14 protein-coding genes are annotated in these 15391 nt (G+C 50.9%); 7 read left to right on the top strand and 7 right to left on the bottom strand.

Annotated features, from left to right (window positions below; genetic code table 11):
- Positions 1 to 117 precede the first annotated feature (117 nt).
- Together H6F76_RS28380 and H6F76_RS28375 are read left to right on the top strand one after the other, a co-directional pair.
- Positions 118 to 2214, top strand: coding sequence for a peptidoglycan DD-metalloendopeptidase family protein (locus H6F76_RS28380; RefSeq protein ID WP_190513415.1), 2097 nt, complete (start codon positions 118 to 120; stop codon positions 2212 to 2214).
- A 143-nt stretch (positions 2215 to 2357) separates the two neighbouring features.
- A complete protein-coding gene (locus tag H6F76_RS28375) occupies positions 2358 to 3476 on the top strand; it encodes an ABC transporter ATP-binding protein (protein ID WP_190513413.1) in 1119 nt (372 codons plus the stop codon).
- Positions 3477 to 3635: 159 nt separating this feature from the next.
- On the opposite strand, the gene H6F76_RS28370 is transcribed toward H6F76_RS28375, so the two are convergent.
- Positions 3636 to 5885: a recombinase family protein gene (locus tag H6F76_RS28370; RefSeq protein WP_190513411.1), complete on the bottom strand. Its 2250-nt coding sequence runs from the start codon at positions 5883 to 5885 to the stop codon at positions 3636 to 3638.
- A 153-nt stretch (positions 5886 to 6038) separates the two neighbouring features.
- On the opposite strand from H6F76_RS28370, the gene H6F76_RS28365 reads away from it, so the two are divergent.
- Positions 6039 to 7520: a proton extrusion protein PcxA gene (locus H6F76_RS28365; RefSeq protein ID WP_190513409.1), complete on the top strand. Its 1482-nt coding sequence runs from the start codon at positions 6039 to 6041 to the stop codon at positions 7518 to 7520.
- 235 nt (positions 7521 to 7755) lie between these two features.
- On the opposite strand, the gene H6F76_RS28360 is transcribed toward H6F76_RS28365, so the two are convergent.
- A complete protein-coding gene (locus H6F76_RS28360) occupies positions 7756 to 8421 on the bottom strand; it encodes a hypothetical protein (RefSeq protein WP_190513407.1) in 666 nt (221 codons plus the stop codon).
- Positions 8422 to 8599: 178 nt separating this feature from the next.
- Between H6F76_RS28360 and dxs the strand changes: the two genes are divergently transcribed.
- Both dxs and H6F76_RS28350 read left to right on the top strand, forming a co-directional pair.
- A complete protein-coding gene (gene dxs / locus H6F76_RS28355) occupies positions 8600 to 10504 on the top strand; it encodes a 1-deoxy-D-xylulose-5-phosphate synthase (protein WP_190513405.1) in 1905 nt (634 codons plus the stop codon).
- Positions 10505 to 10751: 247 nt separating this feature from the next.
- Positions 10752 to 10949: a hypothetical protein gene (locus tag H6F76_RS28350; RefSeq protein WP_190513478.1), complete on the top strand. Its 198-nt coding sequence runs from the start codon at positions 10752 to 10754 to the stop codon at positions 10947 to 10949.
- On the opposite strand, the gene H6F76_RS28345 is transcribed toward H6F76_RS28350, so the two are convergent.
- Positions 10902 to 11309 carry a transposase gene (locus tag H6F76_RS28345; RefSeq protein ID WP_199322564.1) on the bottom strand — a complete coding sequence of 136 codons (408 nt, stop codon included), beginning with the start codon at positions 11307 to 11309 and terminating at the stop codon, positions 10902 to 10904. The genes H6F76_RS28350 and H6F76_RS28345 overlap by 48 nt on opposite strands.
- Entirely contained in the window at positions 11207 to 11509 is a 303-nt protein-coding gene (locus H6F76_RS29935) for a transposase (protein WP_199322582.1), read from the bottom strand. Before H6F76_RS29935 ends, H6F76_RS28345 begins: the two co-directional genes overlap by 103 nt.
- A 326-nt stretch (positions 11510 to 11835) precedes the next feature.
- Between H6F76_RS29935 and H6F76_RS31230 the strand changes: the two genes are divergently transcribed.
- Both H6F76_RS31230 and H6F76_RS28340 read left to right on the top strand, forming a co-directional pair.
- Positions 11836 to 11970 (top strand): hypothetical protein, encoded by a 135-nt coding sequence (locus H6F76_RS31230; protein ID WP_277881293.1) that lies wholly within the window; start codon positions 11836 to 11838, stop codon positions 11968 to 11970.
- 167 nt (positions 11971 to 12137) lie between these two features.
- A complete protein-coding gene (locus H6F76_RS28340; protein WP_190513403.1) occupies positions 12138 to 12539 on the top strand; it encodes a hypothetical protein in 402 nt (133 codons plus the stop codon).
- Between the two features lie 181 nt (positions 12540 to 12720).
- Here H6F76_RS28340 and H6F76_RS28335 read toward each other — a convergent pair whose 3' ends face one another.
- From H6F76_RS28335 to glmS, 3 genes are read right to left on the bottom strand one after another with little or no spacing between them, the layout of a single operon-like run.
- Positions 12721 to 13074 carry a HepT-like ribonuclease domain-containing protein gene (locus H6F76_RS28335; protein ID WP_190513401.1) on the bottom strand — a complete coding sequence of 118 codons (354 nt, stop codon included), beginning with the start codon at positions 13072 to 13074 and terminating at the stop codon, positions 12721 to 12723.
- Entirely contained in the window at positions 13071 to 13370 is a 300-nt protein-coding gene (locus H6F76_RS28330) for a nucleotidyltransferase family protein (protein ID WP_190513399.1), read from the bottom strand. The genes H6F76_RS28335 and H6F76_RS28330 overlap by 4 nt, the downstream gene beginning before the upstream one ends.
- Positions 13371 to 13373: 3 nt before the next feature.
- The gene (glmS, locus tag H6F76_RS28325; RefSeq protein WP_190513397.1) at positions 13374 to 15287 is read right to left on the bottom strand and encodes a glutamine--fructose-6-phosphate transaminase (isomerizing); all 1914 of its coding nucleotides are present in this window, start codon (positions 15285 to 15287) and stop codon (positions 13374 to 13376) included.
- Positions 15288 to 15391: the final 104 nt, after the last annotated feature.

The following is a 15391-nucleotide window of genomic DNA, read 5'->3' as shown; positions in this document are numbered from 1 at the left end:
AAGTGTTTGTCGCTAGTGATCCAGATCGCTTACCTAAGTGATTTCTATCATTGGCTGATGGCAAGCTGAGTGACTCAAGGACAGTTAAACGCTGGACATTTTTAGGAGGTCGTTTTTTTGGAACGAACATTTCCGCAGAAGGTTAAGCCTGTTCCTTCCTGTGAAGTTGAAGATGGTGTGAATGTGAGTCAAATCAGGCAGGCTCCATCGGAGGTCAATCGTTTGGTACGGACTTCTGCCGCCATGATCGGCTTGGCAATCTCGGTAGGGACGTGTAGTTTGCCCTTACCAGGTCAAAGTGATGAGGCGGTTGCTGCGGAACCCGTTATTGGTGAAGCGGCTGTAGGCGAACCGAACGCCAGTGCCTTGCCTCCAAAGTTTGATGTCGCGGCAATTTCCACTCCGACAGAAGCAACCGATCAAGCTCAAAATCTCTCGCCTTCGGGAGCCATTGAGCACGCTGTGCAAGAAGGTCAAACGCTTTGGCAGCTAGCTCAACTGTACCAAGTTGATGCTGCCGCGCTGGCACTAGAAAACGGCATTTCGGTTAACTCCGTACTGCATGTTGGTCAGGTATTAAAAATTCAGGGTAGTGGTCAAGTCGCTCCCATAACACCGACTGTCGATGTCGCTAGTGTGTCTGGAGGCTACGGTTCGGTTAATAGTGCTGCAACAGAGGATAGCGATCGTCCTGCTGCTACACAAGCGAGTGACAAGGAAGCCCTTGATACCTTGCATCAAAAGCAAGAGCGTTTGCGACTGAGCCTTGCACAGCTCGAGTCTTCACGTAAAACTTCTGCTCCGGTTACAGCTCCAGAGTCTGTGGCTGAGGTTGCGGCACCATCTTCTGAAGCGTCTTACTCCGAAGCGTCCTACAAAGTTGTCCTGGGAGACACACTAGAAGCGATCGCAAAGGTACACGGCGTTTCTTTGAAGCAGTTGTCCGAAGCAAACCGCCTGGTTAATCCCGATGTTTTGAACGTTGGTCAAGTACTGGTTGTTCCTCAAACGAGTGAGAGTGCATCTCCCGTTGCGTCTGCCACTGCTCCTGTAATGATTGCTTCGGCAAGTCCAGAGCAAATGACGCTGCCAGCTTCCATTAGCCGACCTCAAGTTTTCTCCCAGGCTAAGACTGCACCATCCACGCAAGGCAAATTCCAGCCTGCATCGTCTGCCCAGGTTGGGAGCGATCGATTGCGCGGTATCGCCGTTCTACCTAGCCAGTCCAGCCAGTTAACTGCTGTTGATCAAACGATTCCAGCAGTGTCTTTGAACCACTCGCCTATTGCTCCAGTGGCGATTGGTGGGGCCAATGAAGTTGCCACTTCGTCTTTTGTTGGCAACCAGGGTGCTCAGGCTGCTCAGACTGGTTCCAGCGCCCAGCAGAGCTACGTGGAGAATCTCAGACTGGAGATTGTGAAGCTGCGCGAAAAATATCAGGGTTCAGTGAGCCAAATTGATCCTGCTGCACCCAGTACAAAGGTGGCGGCATCATCTCTGAATGTTGCGGCACCTGCAAATGCTGAAGCTACAGCCTCAAGCAGTACCGAGCTGCAACCTTCCCGCTATACTAAAGCCCTGCAGGCACAGATTCGCCAGCTACAAGATAGCCACCAGCAAGGTAACCGCGCTGTTGTAAAGCCTATTGCTGTTGTGAAGCCTGCTGCAACGCCTGTTGTACCGTCGAAGCCTCAGTTGCTGGCAACGGCATCCATTGGTGCTGAGAACTACGAGCCGCTAGTGCGATCAGCTACCGGGCAGATGGTTTCTCCAGACCTTCCCCCTCTTGGCTCGGTTGATGCGTATTTACCTGGAAAGTCAGATAAGTTTAATGGCTACATCTGGCCTGCTAAAGGTGTTTTGACCTCGGGGTATGGTTACCGTTGGGGTCGTATGCACAAAGGCATTGACATTGCTGCTCCTGTAGGGACTCCAATCTTTGCAGCGGCGGCTGGTGTAGTCATTAGTGCTGGCTGGAACTCTGGTGGCTATGGCTATCTGGTTAAGATCCAGCATCCCGATGGTAGTGTCACGCTATACGCGCACAACAACCGCATCATAGTCCGAGAAGGGCAAACAGTTGCTCAGGGTCAACAAATCGCCGATATGGGCAGCACGGGCTACAGCACTGGTCCTCACTCCCATTTCGAGGTTCATCGCCCTGGTCAGGGAGCTGTCAACCCAACGGCTTACTTGCCAAGAGGACAGGCGTAACCCTCTTTCAAGTCAAATCACGACTACATTGGGGGAGCATTTTAGCTCCCCTTTTTCGATCGCAGCTTTTGATGCGCTTACCCTGCAGCGGCTGAGTGGTGCTTGTTAGTAAGGGGTGCTTATCAGAAAAAACTTAGCAGCACATGGCAACGGTTCGGTTAGAAGGCATTACACGACAGTTTGGCAGTGCGGTAGCTACCGCAGCAACAGGCATTGCAGACATTACGTTTGAGGTTCCTGATGGTCAGTTTTGGGTGCTGGTTGGTCCTTCTGGCTGTGGAAAATCTACGGTTCTTCGCACGATCGCTGGGTTAGAGGCAGCAACGGCTGGCGAGCTTTATATTGGCGATCGCTGTGTCACTCAGATGCCAGCGCGCCAACGAGACGTGGCAATGGTGTTTCAAAACTACGCGCTGTATCCCCACATGAGCGTGGCAGAAAACCTTGCTTTTGGACTCCAGATGCGTCGGGTTAATGCTCAGCAAAGGCAGGAACGGATTGTAGAAGTGGCAAAACTGCTTGCGATCGACCATTTACTCGATCGTAAGCCTGGGCAACTATCGGGCGGGCAACAGCAGCGTGTGGCGTTGGGTCGGGCGATCGCTCGTCAGCCCCAGGTCTTTTTGCTCGACGAACCGCTGTCCAACTTAGATGCCCAACTGCGGGACGAAACTCGTGCCGAACTGAAGCGGCTTCATCAACAAGTAGGCATTACGACGATCTACGTCACTCACGATCAGGTTGAAGCTATGACTCTAGCAGACCAGATTGTTGTTCTAAACCAGGGGCGCATTCAGCAGATTGGCGACCCTCAAACCATTTATGCACATCCAGCGAACCGGATGATTGCCACGTTTTTGGGCAGTCCACCGATGAATATCCTGACTGCTACGTACGATGGCACCGCATTTCAGATTAATGGACAAGCGCTTCCTTGCCCAGAGGCACTGCAAGCCAAACTTCAGCCGATCACTGGACAAACCTACGATCTCGGCATTCGTCCAGAGCATCTTCAGCTTTGTGCTGATGCAGGTGATCTCAAGGTCGAAATTAGTGTGGTAGAGCCGCTTGGTCGAGAAGTGTTGGTACGTGCTAGGTTACTGACAGAGTCATCGGCTCGATCGTCAGAACTCGCTTTTCAGTGTCGCCCTGATCAGCGCCTCTGTGTAGGCGATCGCTGTTCACTAACGCTAGATTTTGATCAGCTCTTTGTCTTTGATGCCACTACTGGCAAAACGCTGTATCCCTTAAATCAGCTCTAGAAACACGCCGTAACATTGTTTCTAGCCGTCATTTATTATCTTAATTGTGCTTTAAGAGAATTTAGCCAGGGAATTGACAGCTTCTCAATGCTTTACAGCCTTGAGAGGGCGGGCAGCAGTACGATGATCAAAGTAATGATTGACAGTAACGATCGCCCTTCAGCCTATTAACAACCCTGTATCTAGCGGTACTGCTGCATTCACTAACGACAACAGCACGCCTGTTTGCTCCTGTCCGTTTGTTGCCAAATCACTATGGCAAAGGTAGACTCGCTCCTCAGTACGACCGAGCAGATCTAGCAGAATGCGACGGAGACGGCGTTCATTTGCATCCATCGCATCCGCAGATGTCCAGGCGCGCCCCGACCAACCTTGCAGAAACAGTGGTGCACCAAATAGTGAGTCGACCCCACTCAACCAGCGTGGCGAACCAGCATCCAGCCAAAATTGCCAGCGGTGAACCCGACGACTAGAACGGTACTGAAACACATTAGCCAATAGCACTGCATTACTATCTGGTCCGATCGGGCGTACGGGATAAGGGTTCGCAGTCACAGTGTCACTCTGTAAAAGTTGAACAAAGCGGCTCACGGTCATATAAGCCGGTGCATCAAACCGTTGGCTGCGTCGGAGTCTACCATCTACTTCCCAGTAGTGCTGAGCCGTTTCGATCAGCTGGCGTAACGCCGATAGTTGCTCAAACGGTAACGCGCCGCCGCCAAACAGGAAGTGCTGAATGGCACGATCGAGCAACGAGACCGCATTGGGGATCAACCGCTGTTCAAGTTGACTCTGCTGCGTTGCAATCCACTGTACGATCGCCTGGTAGGCGTTGCTTGCCTGGTAGCCCAACCGATCCCAGCGAGGAAAGGTGGTGACTGGCAGCAAACGGGGGCGATCGGGATGAGGGGCAAAGCAGTAATCGGCAAGTAACCCAGCACGAACGGGGTCGATCAACGAGGGATGAGGGGTAAGGAGTGAGGGGTGAGGAGCTTCTGACTGCTGACCGTTTGCTGGCTGCTGACTCAACACTACTAGCATCTCTGCCACTGCTTCTCGATCAACCAGTCGTCCTAAACTGGGATAAACCAGGGTTAATAACGTCAGCAGGGCGCGAATAATAGGCGAACTGGTCAAGGGGCGCTGGTCGTTGAGAGATTCGACGGGAATCTGATGCTTACCGAGCATTTCGGTCAGGCTGTAGCGGGCGATCGCATCTACGCCGGGTGCAATGACGACAATATCGCGGGGCTGCACTTGCTGAGTCTGCACCGCTTCAATGATGACTTCCGCAGTGCGGCGCAACAGTTGGGCACGGGAGGTTGTTTGAATTGCCTGGATTGTGTCTGGCAGGCTAGCAAAGAAAATTGGGTCAGTGGCGAGTGCCACAACTGCATCGCCTAAGTCGTCACCCAGGCAGTAGATAGGACGATCGGTCAGCGTTTCAATGCGACAGCGGTCTACTAAACCTGCCAGATAAGCGGGATCAGCTCCCAAGCCCAACCGTACGGCTCCATCTGGATTGTAGGTAAAAATAGCGGCTGCTCCAGCATCCAGCAAAGTCTCGAAGACCGATCGCGCGATCGCTGGGTACTCGTCCACATCATCCGCTAAGACCACCTGATACCGTTGTGCCAAGTAGCGTTGGTAGGTTGGGTTGGGTAGTAAGTATTGCCAGTACAGCCCCGCAATGATGCCATAGGTTAACAGCCCTTGCGACAGACACCAGTTTTGCCAGCGTTGCAGCAGTTCACCCACTTCAGATTCTGGGAATGGCAGCGCCTCATTTTGCCCTGCAAGTCCCTGTTCAAGTATTACAGGGATATCTGCGATCGGAATGCCAGCCAGGGCTGCGAGTTGTAGTAAATCCAGCAGTCGTCGAACCAGGCGTACCTCGGTCAGGCTCGTCTGTTGCCCGATCGCCTGGTCGAGTTCTGATCGCCAGAGTTGCGTTGCCAGTGCTTGCTCGTTTTCGGGTGCCAGGCGCACAGGGAACTGCGCTTTTAGGTCAAGCTGTTGAATGAGCAACGACCAGAACAGCGTCACTTCTGACTGAAAAAAACCTAGCGGTGTAGTGGAGTGGAGTGATACCTTGCCTTGAGTCGCTGCCGTCAAGCGATCGACTAGCTCAATTCTGTTATCACCGATCGCTGCCAAGACGAGGACTCCGGGTACACCCTCAGGTGTGGTGGAGAAAGAAACGAGCGGCGGCACGGATGAGTGAAGTGACGTAGGGGGAAGCGGTGGCGAAGCCCTTTCTGGTGTTTCATTTAATACTTTAGTGCTTCGCTCTCTCGGTGTGCCATGTTGTGTTAAACCAGACTGTATCCAACTACGAAACTGGTTGACCAGATAGGCAGTTTTGCCGCTGCGTGTTGCGCCTGAAACCCAAATTGGCTCACTGTTCACTGATTGCCCTCGACTGATTTTGCTACCATGACTGAGCGCTCTTAGCTTTAGCGTTTCCGTTTCTGCAATAGAGTCCTTTAGCTTTCTTCTCAGGCTAGCAAAGCTTACCTATCAGCGCTAAGGATTCAGCGCCACTCTGCACCCCTTCGTATTATGCAAACAACACTTTGGACAAGGCTGAAGCAGTCACTCGGCGCTGCTAGACAGTGGTATGAACAAACTCCAGAGCGAGCCCTGGATCAAGCCTATGCTGCCGCTTTGATGATCCAAGCGATCGAAGATGAGCATTTTGACGGCAAGCCAATTTCTGCAGAAACCGCTAAATATGGTGCTAATTCAAAGGCAGTTTTTCAAGAAGAGCTAAGAAAATGCCTCAAGATTGCAACCCTCCGGCTCTCAGAATTTAAAGCCAGTCGGTTTATTTTTAACACAGCCGATACGTCCGGAAATGCACGCCAGGGTGCCGCTTCTTTAGCCAACAGTGAGCGAGCGGCGGTCATTTTAGAAAAGCTGAAGTTTATTGATACCGTTCTCGAAAAATATCAGCCGGAAACAGAATCTGTGGCGCTGGTACCTGTCAATCAAACGGGCAGCGTTCCAGTGGCACAAAATGGGAAACCGCAGCTAGCGATCGGAGCCAAAAGCAATACTGGTAGTCAACGCTTGAGTAATGGTCAAACTATTGACCAACTTTATAAAGGAGAAAAAGGAGAGCCAGTCTTTGATGATGATGACGATACGGGTATTTTTGATAAGTCGGGTGTATTACCCCGAACGATCGCCAGCACGCTCGGTCGTATCAAGCGTGACTTAGACCCAAATTCTGAACAGAAAGTAGTGCAAAGCTTTCGGTCTAACAAGGTAAAGACACGTACCTCCATTCGCTTTTTGCTGATTCTTATCACTGTGCCGTTGCTCGTGCAGCAAATTTCAAAAACGGTTCTTGTTGGTCCTATTGTTGATTCCTTTCGATCATCCGAGAGCGCTGATCCCTTCTTGAATTTTGAGCTTCAAGAAACAGCCTTGAAAGAGCTGCACATGTTTAGAGAACGGATGGAATTCGACTTCTTGTTGGGCAAGGCTCCAAGCCTTCACAATGATGTGCTAGGCGACCCAGCACTTGATGGAGCTGAAGAGCATTACACAACAGGTGAAACCAACAAACCATTAACAAGAGCAGAGCAGGAAGAACGCATTGAAGCCAAGCTAAAAGAGCGCGCCGAAGAGATTAAATTGGAATACAGCCATAGCGGTTCTGAGGCGATTAAAAACATTTTTGCTGATTTATGTTCACTGATTGCTTTTGCGATCGTGCTGATCATGAATCGTCGTGAAGTAGCCATACTCAAGTCATTTATTGACGACACTGTTTACGGTTTAAGTGATAGCGCCAAAGCCTTCATTATCATTCTGTTTACCGATATGTTTGTCGGTTTTCACTCGCCGCATGGATGGGAGGTTTTGCTAGAAGGTTTATCGAAACATTGGGGCTTACCTGCAAATCAAAGTTTTATCTTTTTGTTTATTGCAACGTTTCCAGTAGTCTTAGACACGATTTTCAAATACTGGATTTTCCGCTACCTCAATCGCATTTCACCATCGGCAGTGTCAACCTACAAAACTATGAATGAGTAAAAGTTACGGTTACAGCAAAGACCCAATGGGTAAGCCAGAATTTCTTCTCACTGACTGAAGGGGTGAAAGAGCATGGCTTCTTTAATTGAAGATCGCTGTAACTTTATATCCCAGACTTGTTTTCTAGTTTCCTTTCTGTAGCGGCGAGAGGCTGGGAGATGAGAACGTTTCTGCCAAACGAAAATGGGTCTGAGGCAGTCTCAAACCCATTACTTATTAGGCGCTTAAAGCTGACTTAGTACAGTTGGGGGATCGGCTGGGCTGGGGTCGTTGTTGCAGGAGCCGTAGGTGCTGGGCTAGTCACTTCCGGCGCTGGGCTAGTCTGTAGCGGCGTTTCAGTCTGGAGTGGGGTAACGCTCACACCACCTGACGGCGTAAACGGTAAGAACGTTGGGTCAACCTCGCGTGGGAAATAGCTAGCATCCACACAAGAGTCTAGGGCTTGTGTTGGCGGAACTTTGGCAGCTCTGTTCACTCCGACCACGCAATCAGAATAGCGCTTGGGCAGCAAACTACGTCGGCAGCTATCGAGTACCTCAGCCGCAGTGCTATCGGTGACTTCACGCCGAATATCAACCACGCAAGTCGCCATTTCTCTCGGTCGCCGGACTTGGCGGCAGGCATTGAGGGCGTCAGCGGCAGCAAAAGTGTTTCCGCTCAGTTGGCTGACACAGCTCGATAAATCGCGTGGGGCAAAAGCTCTAGAACAAGCAGACGCAGCTTCTTCGGTCGTAATCTTGGCACCGAGGAGGTCTGATGTGCAGCGATCGTAGTCGTTGGCGGCGGTCGCCGGTGCTGGCAGCACGATCGCGAGCAGACCTGCTGCAACGCTAAGGCTGGCAAGGGTGCTAACGAATGAAACACCAGACTGAGGCGTGGGCTGATGGATTTGAGCGTTCACAGATTCAGGGGTGAAAGGTGATCGTTTGCATCATAACAAGCTTTCTAGCCCTGGTTCAAACCCCTGTCTAAGAGCCAACTAACCGAAGATTACAATTCTGTTATCAACTTCACTAACCCGAATCTACTACAGTGATAAAGGTATACGAACCCGTTAGCAGTCGAAAGGATACCCCGGTATGCACCTGAGTGAATTAACTCACCCCAACCAGTTGCACGGTTTGTCGATTTATCAGCTTCAGCAAATTGCTCGCCAGCTTCGTGAGAAGCATCTGCAAACCATTGCTGCCAGTGGTGGGCATTTGGGTCCTGGTTTAGGTGTGGTCGAGTTAACATTGGCACTCTATCAAACCCTGGATCTCGATCGCGACAAAGTGACCTGGGACGTGGGGCACCAGGCATACCCTCACAAACTCCTGACTGGGCGCTATGCCCGCTTTCACACGCTGCGGCAGAAAGATGGCGTTGCGGGCTATCTCAAGCGCTCTGAAAGCAAGTTTGATCACTTTGGCGCAGGTCATGCGTCTACCAGCATCTCTTCAGCGCTGGGTATGGCGTTGGCGCGCGATCGCAAAGGCGAAACCCATAAAGTCGTTGCGGTCATTGGCGATGGCGCTTTGACAGGCGGCATGGCGCTAGAGGCAATCAACCACGCAGGACATTTGCCCAAAACGAATCTGTTGGTTGTGCTTAACGACAACGAGATGTCCATTTCGCCCAATGTCGGTGCGATTCCCCGCTACCTCAACAAAATGCGGCTCAGCGCACCTGTGCAGTTTATTTCGGAAAATCTGGAAGAGCAATTCAAGCAATTACCATTTGTCGGCGAATCTCTGGCACCAGAACTGGAGCGTGTCAAAGAAAGCATGAAGCGGTTAGCAGTGCCCAAAGTCGGTGCTGTGTTTGAAGAACTGGGCTTTACCTATATGGGACCGATCGACGGTCACAATTTGCAAGAGCTGATTACCACCTTTCAGCAAGCGCATAAGCATACGGGTCCCGTTCTCGTCCATGTTGTCACTACTAAAGGCAAAGGCTACGAGATTGCCGAGAAAGACCAGGTTGGCTATCACGCCCAATCGCCGTTCAACCTCGCCACTGGGAAAGCGGCTCCCTCTAGCAAGCCCAAGCCACCCGGTTACTCAAAGGTGTTTGGTGACACGCTCACTAAACTTGCTGAGAACAACCCAAAAATCATTGGCATTACGGCTGCGATGGCAACGGGTACGGGACTCGACATCTTGCAGAAGCAACTGCCTGAGCAATACATCGACGTCGGCATTGCCGAACAGCACGCCGTGACGTTGGCAGCCGGACTCGCGTGTGAAGGGATGCGTCCTGTGGTGACGATCTACTCCACCTTCTTGCAGCGTGGGTTTGACCAGATTGTTCATGATGTCTGCATTCAAGACTTGCCTGTCTTTTTCTGCATCGATCGCGCTGGCATTGTGGGTGCAGATGGTCCCACCCATCAAGGCATGTACGACATTGCCTATCTCCGCTGCATTCCCAATATGGTGCTGATGGCTCCCAAAGATGAAGCCGAACTTCAGCGCATGATTGTGACAGGCATTGACCATACGGGACCGATCGCCCTTCGCTATCCACGCGGTAATGGCTATGGCGCTCCTCTGATGGAAGAAGGCTGGGAGCCACTGCCGATCGGCAAAGGCGAAATTATCCGTAATGGTGATGATGTACTGCTGGTTGGCTATGGCTCGATGGTTTACCCTTCGATGCAAGTTGCCGAAATTCTCAGCGAACATGGCATTGAAGCGACGGTGATTAACGCCCGCTTTGCCAAACCGTTGGACACCGAACTGATTCTGCCCCTGGCACAAAGCATTGGTCGTGTTGTGACGCTTGAAGAAGGCTGTTTGCCTGGAGGTTTTGGGTCTGCGATCGCCGAAGCCCTGTTGGATGCCGATATTTCTGTACCACTCACCCGCATTGGCATTCCTGACAAGCTGGTTGATCACGCTACGCCAGAGGAATCTAAAGCAGACTTGGGCTTAACGCCACCCCAAATGGCAGACCGCATTTTGAAGCTGTTTAGCAAACAACCATTGACGGTTGGTGTGTAAACAACGATCGACTGCTGCCTAAAACTTCCTTGAATCGCTGCCTAAACTAAGGTCGCGATCGCTTTGCATTGGCGGCGTTTAAACGGTTCATGCCCTTTGGACTGGCTAGGAAACTGTGCGGTTTGGCTGGTATGGCACACAGGTTAAGGGATTGGTCATCTGTAGGGGCAGGGTTTGCCCATGCTTAATGCATCAAGCCGTTCAATCTTAACCAAACCTGCCCTCATGGAACCGAACCGGGCAGGTTTTGTCGTTGCTTGTCGGGCTAACCGTGAATGATTCGCTAAACCTGCTCTATCACGCTACGCAACTTCGGGAGAATGGGCAGGTTTCGTTGCTTGTTGGGCTAACCGTGAATGGTTCACTAAACCTGCCCCTACCACCCTATCTGCCTCTACTATTTGGGTGGGCAATCTGGATGCAATTGATCGTCCTGCCACGATAGAGGGTTACTGTGAATGTATTGCCGCAGACGTTGTAAAGACGTTTCGTCGCGAACAATATGTTCATAATAATTGCGCTGCCAAACAGCAACCCCAGTTACTTGCCGACGTTGGTTGATGCAACGGGCAGAAAATGTTTTGAACCCACGAATAATTTCGGGAATGCCATGACGGTTAGTCGTTAACGCCGCGTTGGTAGGGGCAGGTTTTGTTTCAGATTTTTCGGTTCTCGTCGGTTGGTTATCTGCTAAATCTGCCCCTACGGGGGCTCGTTTAAAGCCAAAATGCCGTGAACATGATTGGGCATCACCACGAAGGCATCCAACTGCAAATGTGAATGGTATTTTGGCAAACTCATCCAATGCGATCGCGCAACCTGCCCAAAGTCGTTCAATTGCATTTCACCCTCCACAATTTCACCCAACAAACATTGCCGCTGATGTGTACAGATAGTGATGAAATACAGTCCGGCTGATGCGTAATCATACCCCTGCAACCGAATCGTTCGCCTTTGGCGACGCTTTGCGTCTCGACGATGATGTTTCTCCGGGTCGTATTTCATGCAAAGCTGCTCCTGACAACGCACCTGTTGATAGAGTTTCCGTAGGTGGCATGGCTGTGCGTCTCCATCGTAGGAATACCAAACAAATTACAGATGCCTGTAGGGGCGAGTTTTGCCTAAGAATTAACGCGAAGCTGATTATGTATTGTCCAAACCCACCCCTACGACTGAACTGCGTTGCCGTTACCAAGGCAGAAGTAATCGTCACGATCGATCAAGCAATCGTTACCATCGCATAAGCTGTCGTTACCTCCACACAAGTAATTGTTACCACTGCACAAGCTATCGTTACTTCTGCACAAGTTATCGTTACCTCTACACAAGCGATGGTTAGGAATGATGAAGCTATCGTCACTAACGTTAAAGCTGTCGTTACTAACGCTGAAGTTACCGTAAAGTTTGCGCGTGCGATCGCCATACCTGAACGCATCACCAAGGCATTCCCCAAAGGCTTTCACTAAATTGCAACAACCCGGACAGGCTCATCCGTACACTACGTCAGCACAATCATTGACTGGCTTAAACAACTTCATGGAGAAAATACGCCTTTTCTGTGAGCTTTGCTGAACCGAAAGCTCTTGGTCATCAGCCATGCTGGTTTCATCCACTCTCATCAGGGTTTGCTTCTATGTCTCGCAAAAAACGTACTTCGCAGATGCTCGAAAAAGCGGAACTCCGCTCTGCTGGCTTGAAAGCCGTTGATCCAACGCTAGACTTTGGTGATACCCGCAGCATGGCTAACCTCACCACTCAGATCGAACAACTCCGCACCAAGATTGACGCTTATAACACGGCTCTCGCCATCATTGATTCCTCTAAAACAGAAATTGCAACTCTGGAGAAAAACCTGGGTGATTTAGCCGACCAGATGTTGATTGGCGTTGCCTTCAAATATGGCAAAAACAGCCCTGAATATGAAATGGCAGGTGGTATCCGTAAGAGTGAGCGGATTCGCAGAAGTACCGCTAGCCGTTTGAAAGCCGGAGCAGAAGAGCTGTCGGCTAGCAGTGCTGGTGTGCAAGCGGTCTAGTGTTTGCTTCAAGCAAGGGCGATCGCAGCTTGCTGAGCGCTTCAAAGTGCAGGCGCGATCGCCATCTTTACCGACCATTACAAATTTAACTGCTGCTGCATGACTGCCCTAGCAGTTTCATACTCTTCGCTAGTGAGAGAAGAGAAGTGATCGTCACTAGCGAGGCAGCATTCACAGCCAATTATGATTGATGTAATTCATCCTTCAACATTTGCTCAATCACAGGTTTCAGTGCTTGTAAATCTTGATAGACTGTATCCCATAGAACTTCGAGATTCACGCCAAAGTAAGCATGGATCAGCTTATCTCGCATTCCTGTAATGCTTTTCCAGGAAATCTCTGCATACTGATTGCGTAACGCTAAAGGAATGTATTTTGCAGCTTCGCCAATCACTTCGATCGCACGTGTCACTGCAAAAATAGTCTTCTGATCGGTTTGAAACTCAGTAAAGGTTATGCCTGCAACGAATTGTTCTGCAATTTCAATGGTGTTTAAGATGTCCTGGAGGTAGTCTTGAGTGTTGCGCTGAGTCACAGATAAATGACCTCCTGGAGAATTCGCTCCCCAATACGAGGTTTCAGCCCATCCTTCATCACCAGATCCACCTTCAGTTCCAAAATATCGCTGAGATAATTTTCAAGTTCGCAAAACGTGACTAAGCCAAAACGAAATCCGGGTTCAAATTCAACCAGCACATCAATATCGCTCGCTTCAGTCTGCTCACCTCGCACATAGGAACCAAATAACCCCAAACGAGACACATGATACGTTCGCTGGAGGTTCAATTGATAACGTTCCAGTTGCTGTTTGATCTCGTCCAGGGATTTCATGATTTATTCTACAGTGACCGACTTTGCGAGATTACGAGGCTGGTCGACGTCCAAGCCTCTACGTGCAGCAATGTGATACGCCAGCAGTTGCAGGGGAATCACCGTGACGATCGGCGACAGCAGTTCATCCACATGAGGCACTGGAATCACCGTATCAAAGGTTTCGGCAGCTTCGTGTTCATCCATTGGCGTGACACCAATCAGACGTGCATCGCGGGCTTTTGCTTCCTGGGCATTAGAGAGCACTTTTTCAAAGACAGTTCCCGGCATCGCGATCGCCACCACAGGCACCTTTGCATCCAGCAGCGCGATTGGTCCGTGCTTCATTTCGCCAGCCGGATAACCTTCGGCATGGATGTAGCTGATCTCCTTCAGCTTGAGCGCACCTTCAAGGGCGATCGGAAAGTTAATGCCCCGTCCTAAAAAGATAAAGTCCTGCGTTTCGGCAAAGTCGTGCGCCAGTTGCTCAATGTAGCGCTCCTGGCTTTCCAGCACAGCTTCAATTTGTGCGGGTAGCTGCTGCAAGCCTGCCAGCAGTTGTTCTAGCTGCGCGGGTGCAATGACTTGACGCTGCTGTGCCAGGTCGATCGCCAGACAATAAAACGCCATCAGTTGTGCGACAAACGTTTTCGTTGCCGCTACGCCAATCTCAATACCTGCGTGAGTATCAATAATGTGAGGCACCAAATCCCCTAACGAACTTTCTGGACGGTTAGTAATGCCTAACAACCGTGCTTGAAACTCTGATGCATGACCCGATCGACGCTGCTTCTCCATTGCCAGTGCTGCCAGCGTGTCTGCTGTTTCGCCAGATTGCGTCACGCCAATAGTGAGGGTGTTTGGGGTCAGCGGCGAGGGTGCATAGCGAAACTCAGACGCATATTGCACCGATGTCGGCAGTTCTGCCAACTGCTCCAGCAGGTACTTCCCCACTAGCGCTGCGTGCCAACTAGTGCCACACGCCACAATTTGAATCTGTTGCAAATCGGCATATAAATCAGCCGATAAATTCAGGCGAATTGGCGAATGACGGTGATCGGCGGCTGTCCAGTGACTATCAATATAGTTTTCCAGACACGATCGCACGACTCCTGGCTGCTCATAAATTTCCTTGAGCATAAAGTGTTTGAAGCCCTGCTTTTCCACCATTACAGGGTTCCAATTCAGCGTCCGAGGTGTTTTTTTGAGGCGCTGTCCCTCGAAGCTGTAAACTTCTACTCCTAACGGAGTCATCCGTGCCAACTCACCGTTATCTAGAGTCAGCACTGCGCGGGTGTAGGGGACGATCGCAGGCGTATCCGAGGCACAATAAAACTCGCCCTGCCCAAAGCCAATAACGACGGGAGCCTGCTGCCGCGCCACGATCAATTCGTCAGGATAATCAGCCGAAATAACGGCGATCGCAAACGCGCCTTCTAACCGATTGACTACTTGCCGCACCGCTTCTAAAAAGGGCGACGGTTCGATCGAAACCAACGGGCTGGCTTCCATACTTTCCGCTTGCTGTAACACTTCAGCAATTAAATGCGGAATCACTTCTGTATCCGTATCCGAACGAAACTGACAGCCTCGCTCTTTCAGTTCTTCTCGGAGTTCACGATAGTTCTCGATAATGCCGTTTTGAATCACCGCGATGCGCTTTGCAGTATCGGTGTGAGGATGGGCATTATATTCTTCAGGCTTGCCGTGGGTTGCCCAGCGGGTATGTGCAATGCCCACTCGTGCGGGATTATCCTCACCAGCAAGCTTTGATTCCAGGTTGTGCAATTTGCCCTTGGCGCGGACGCAATGAATCTCGCCCTCCAGCACAGTGGCAATCCCAGCAGAATCGTAACCGCGATATTCCAGCTTACGCAGCCCTTCGAGCAGAATGCTGCTTGCTGCCTGAGTGCCAATATAGCCAACAATTCCGCACATTTGGCGTTGCTCCACCTGAACCTACATACCCGCCAATATACTCCGTTTTTTTAATCTCTAAGGAGAGTGGGGAGTGAGGGAGTAGGGAGTGGGGAGTGAGGGGG

Origin of the sequence: Leptolyngbya sp. FACHB-321 (assembly GCF_014695975.1) — a bacterium.
In the GTDB taxonomy this organism is placed as follows: Bacteria; Cyanobacteriota; Cyanobacteriia; order Leptolyngbyales; family Leptolyngbyaceae; genus Stenomitos.
This window is presented reverse-complemented; position numbering and strand designations above follow the sequence as displayed.

What these genes read in the sequence shown, in the direction of transcription:
- dxs (WP_190513405.1), top strand. Translation starts at nt 8,600, where the DNA reads ATGCACCTGAGTGAATTAACTCACCCCAACCAGTTGCACGGTTTGTCG.
- glmS (WP_190513397.1), bottom strand. Translation starts at nt 15,287, where the DNA reads ATGTGCGGAATTGTTGGCTATATTGGCACTCAGGCAGCAAGCAGCATT.
- H6F76_RS31230 (WP_277881293.1), top strand. Translation starts at nt 11,836, where the DNA reads ATGGTTAGGAATGATGAAGCTATCGTCACTAACGTTAAAGCTGTCGTT.
- H6F76_RS28365 (WP_190513409.1), top strand. Translation starts at nt 6,039, where the DNA reads ATGCAAACAACACTTTGGACAAGGCTGAAGCAGTCACTCGGCGCTGCT.
- H6F76_RS28375 (WP_190513413.1), top strand. Translation starts at nt 2,358, where the DNA reads ATGGCAACGGTTCGGTTAGAAGGCATTACACGACAGTTTGGCAGTGCG.
- H6F76_RS28330 (WP_190513399.1), bottom strand. Translation starts at nt 13,370, where the DNA reads ATGAAATCCCTGGACGAGATCAAACAGCAACTGGAACGTTATCAATTG.
- H6F76_RS29935 (WP_199322582.1), bottom strand. Translation starts at nt 11,509, where the DNA reads ATGAAATACGACCCGGAGAAACATCATCGTCGAGACGCAAAGCGTCGC.
- H6F76_RS28340 (WP_190513403.1), top strand. Translation starts at nt 12,138, where the DNA reads ATGTCTCGCAAAAAACGTACTTCGCAGATGCTCGAAAAAGCGGAACTC.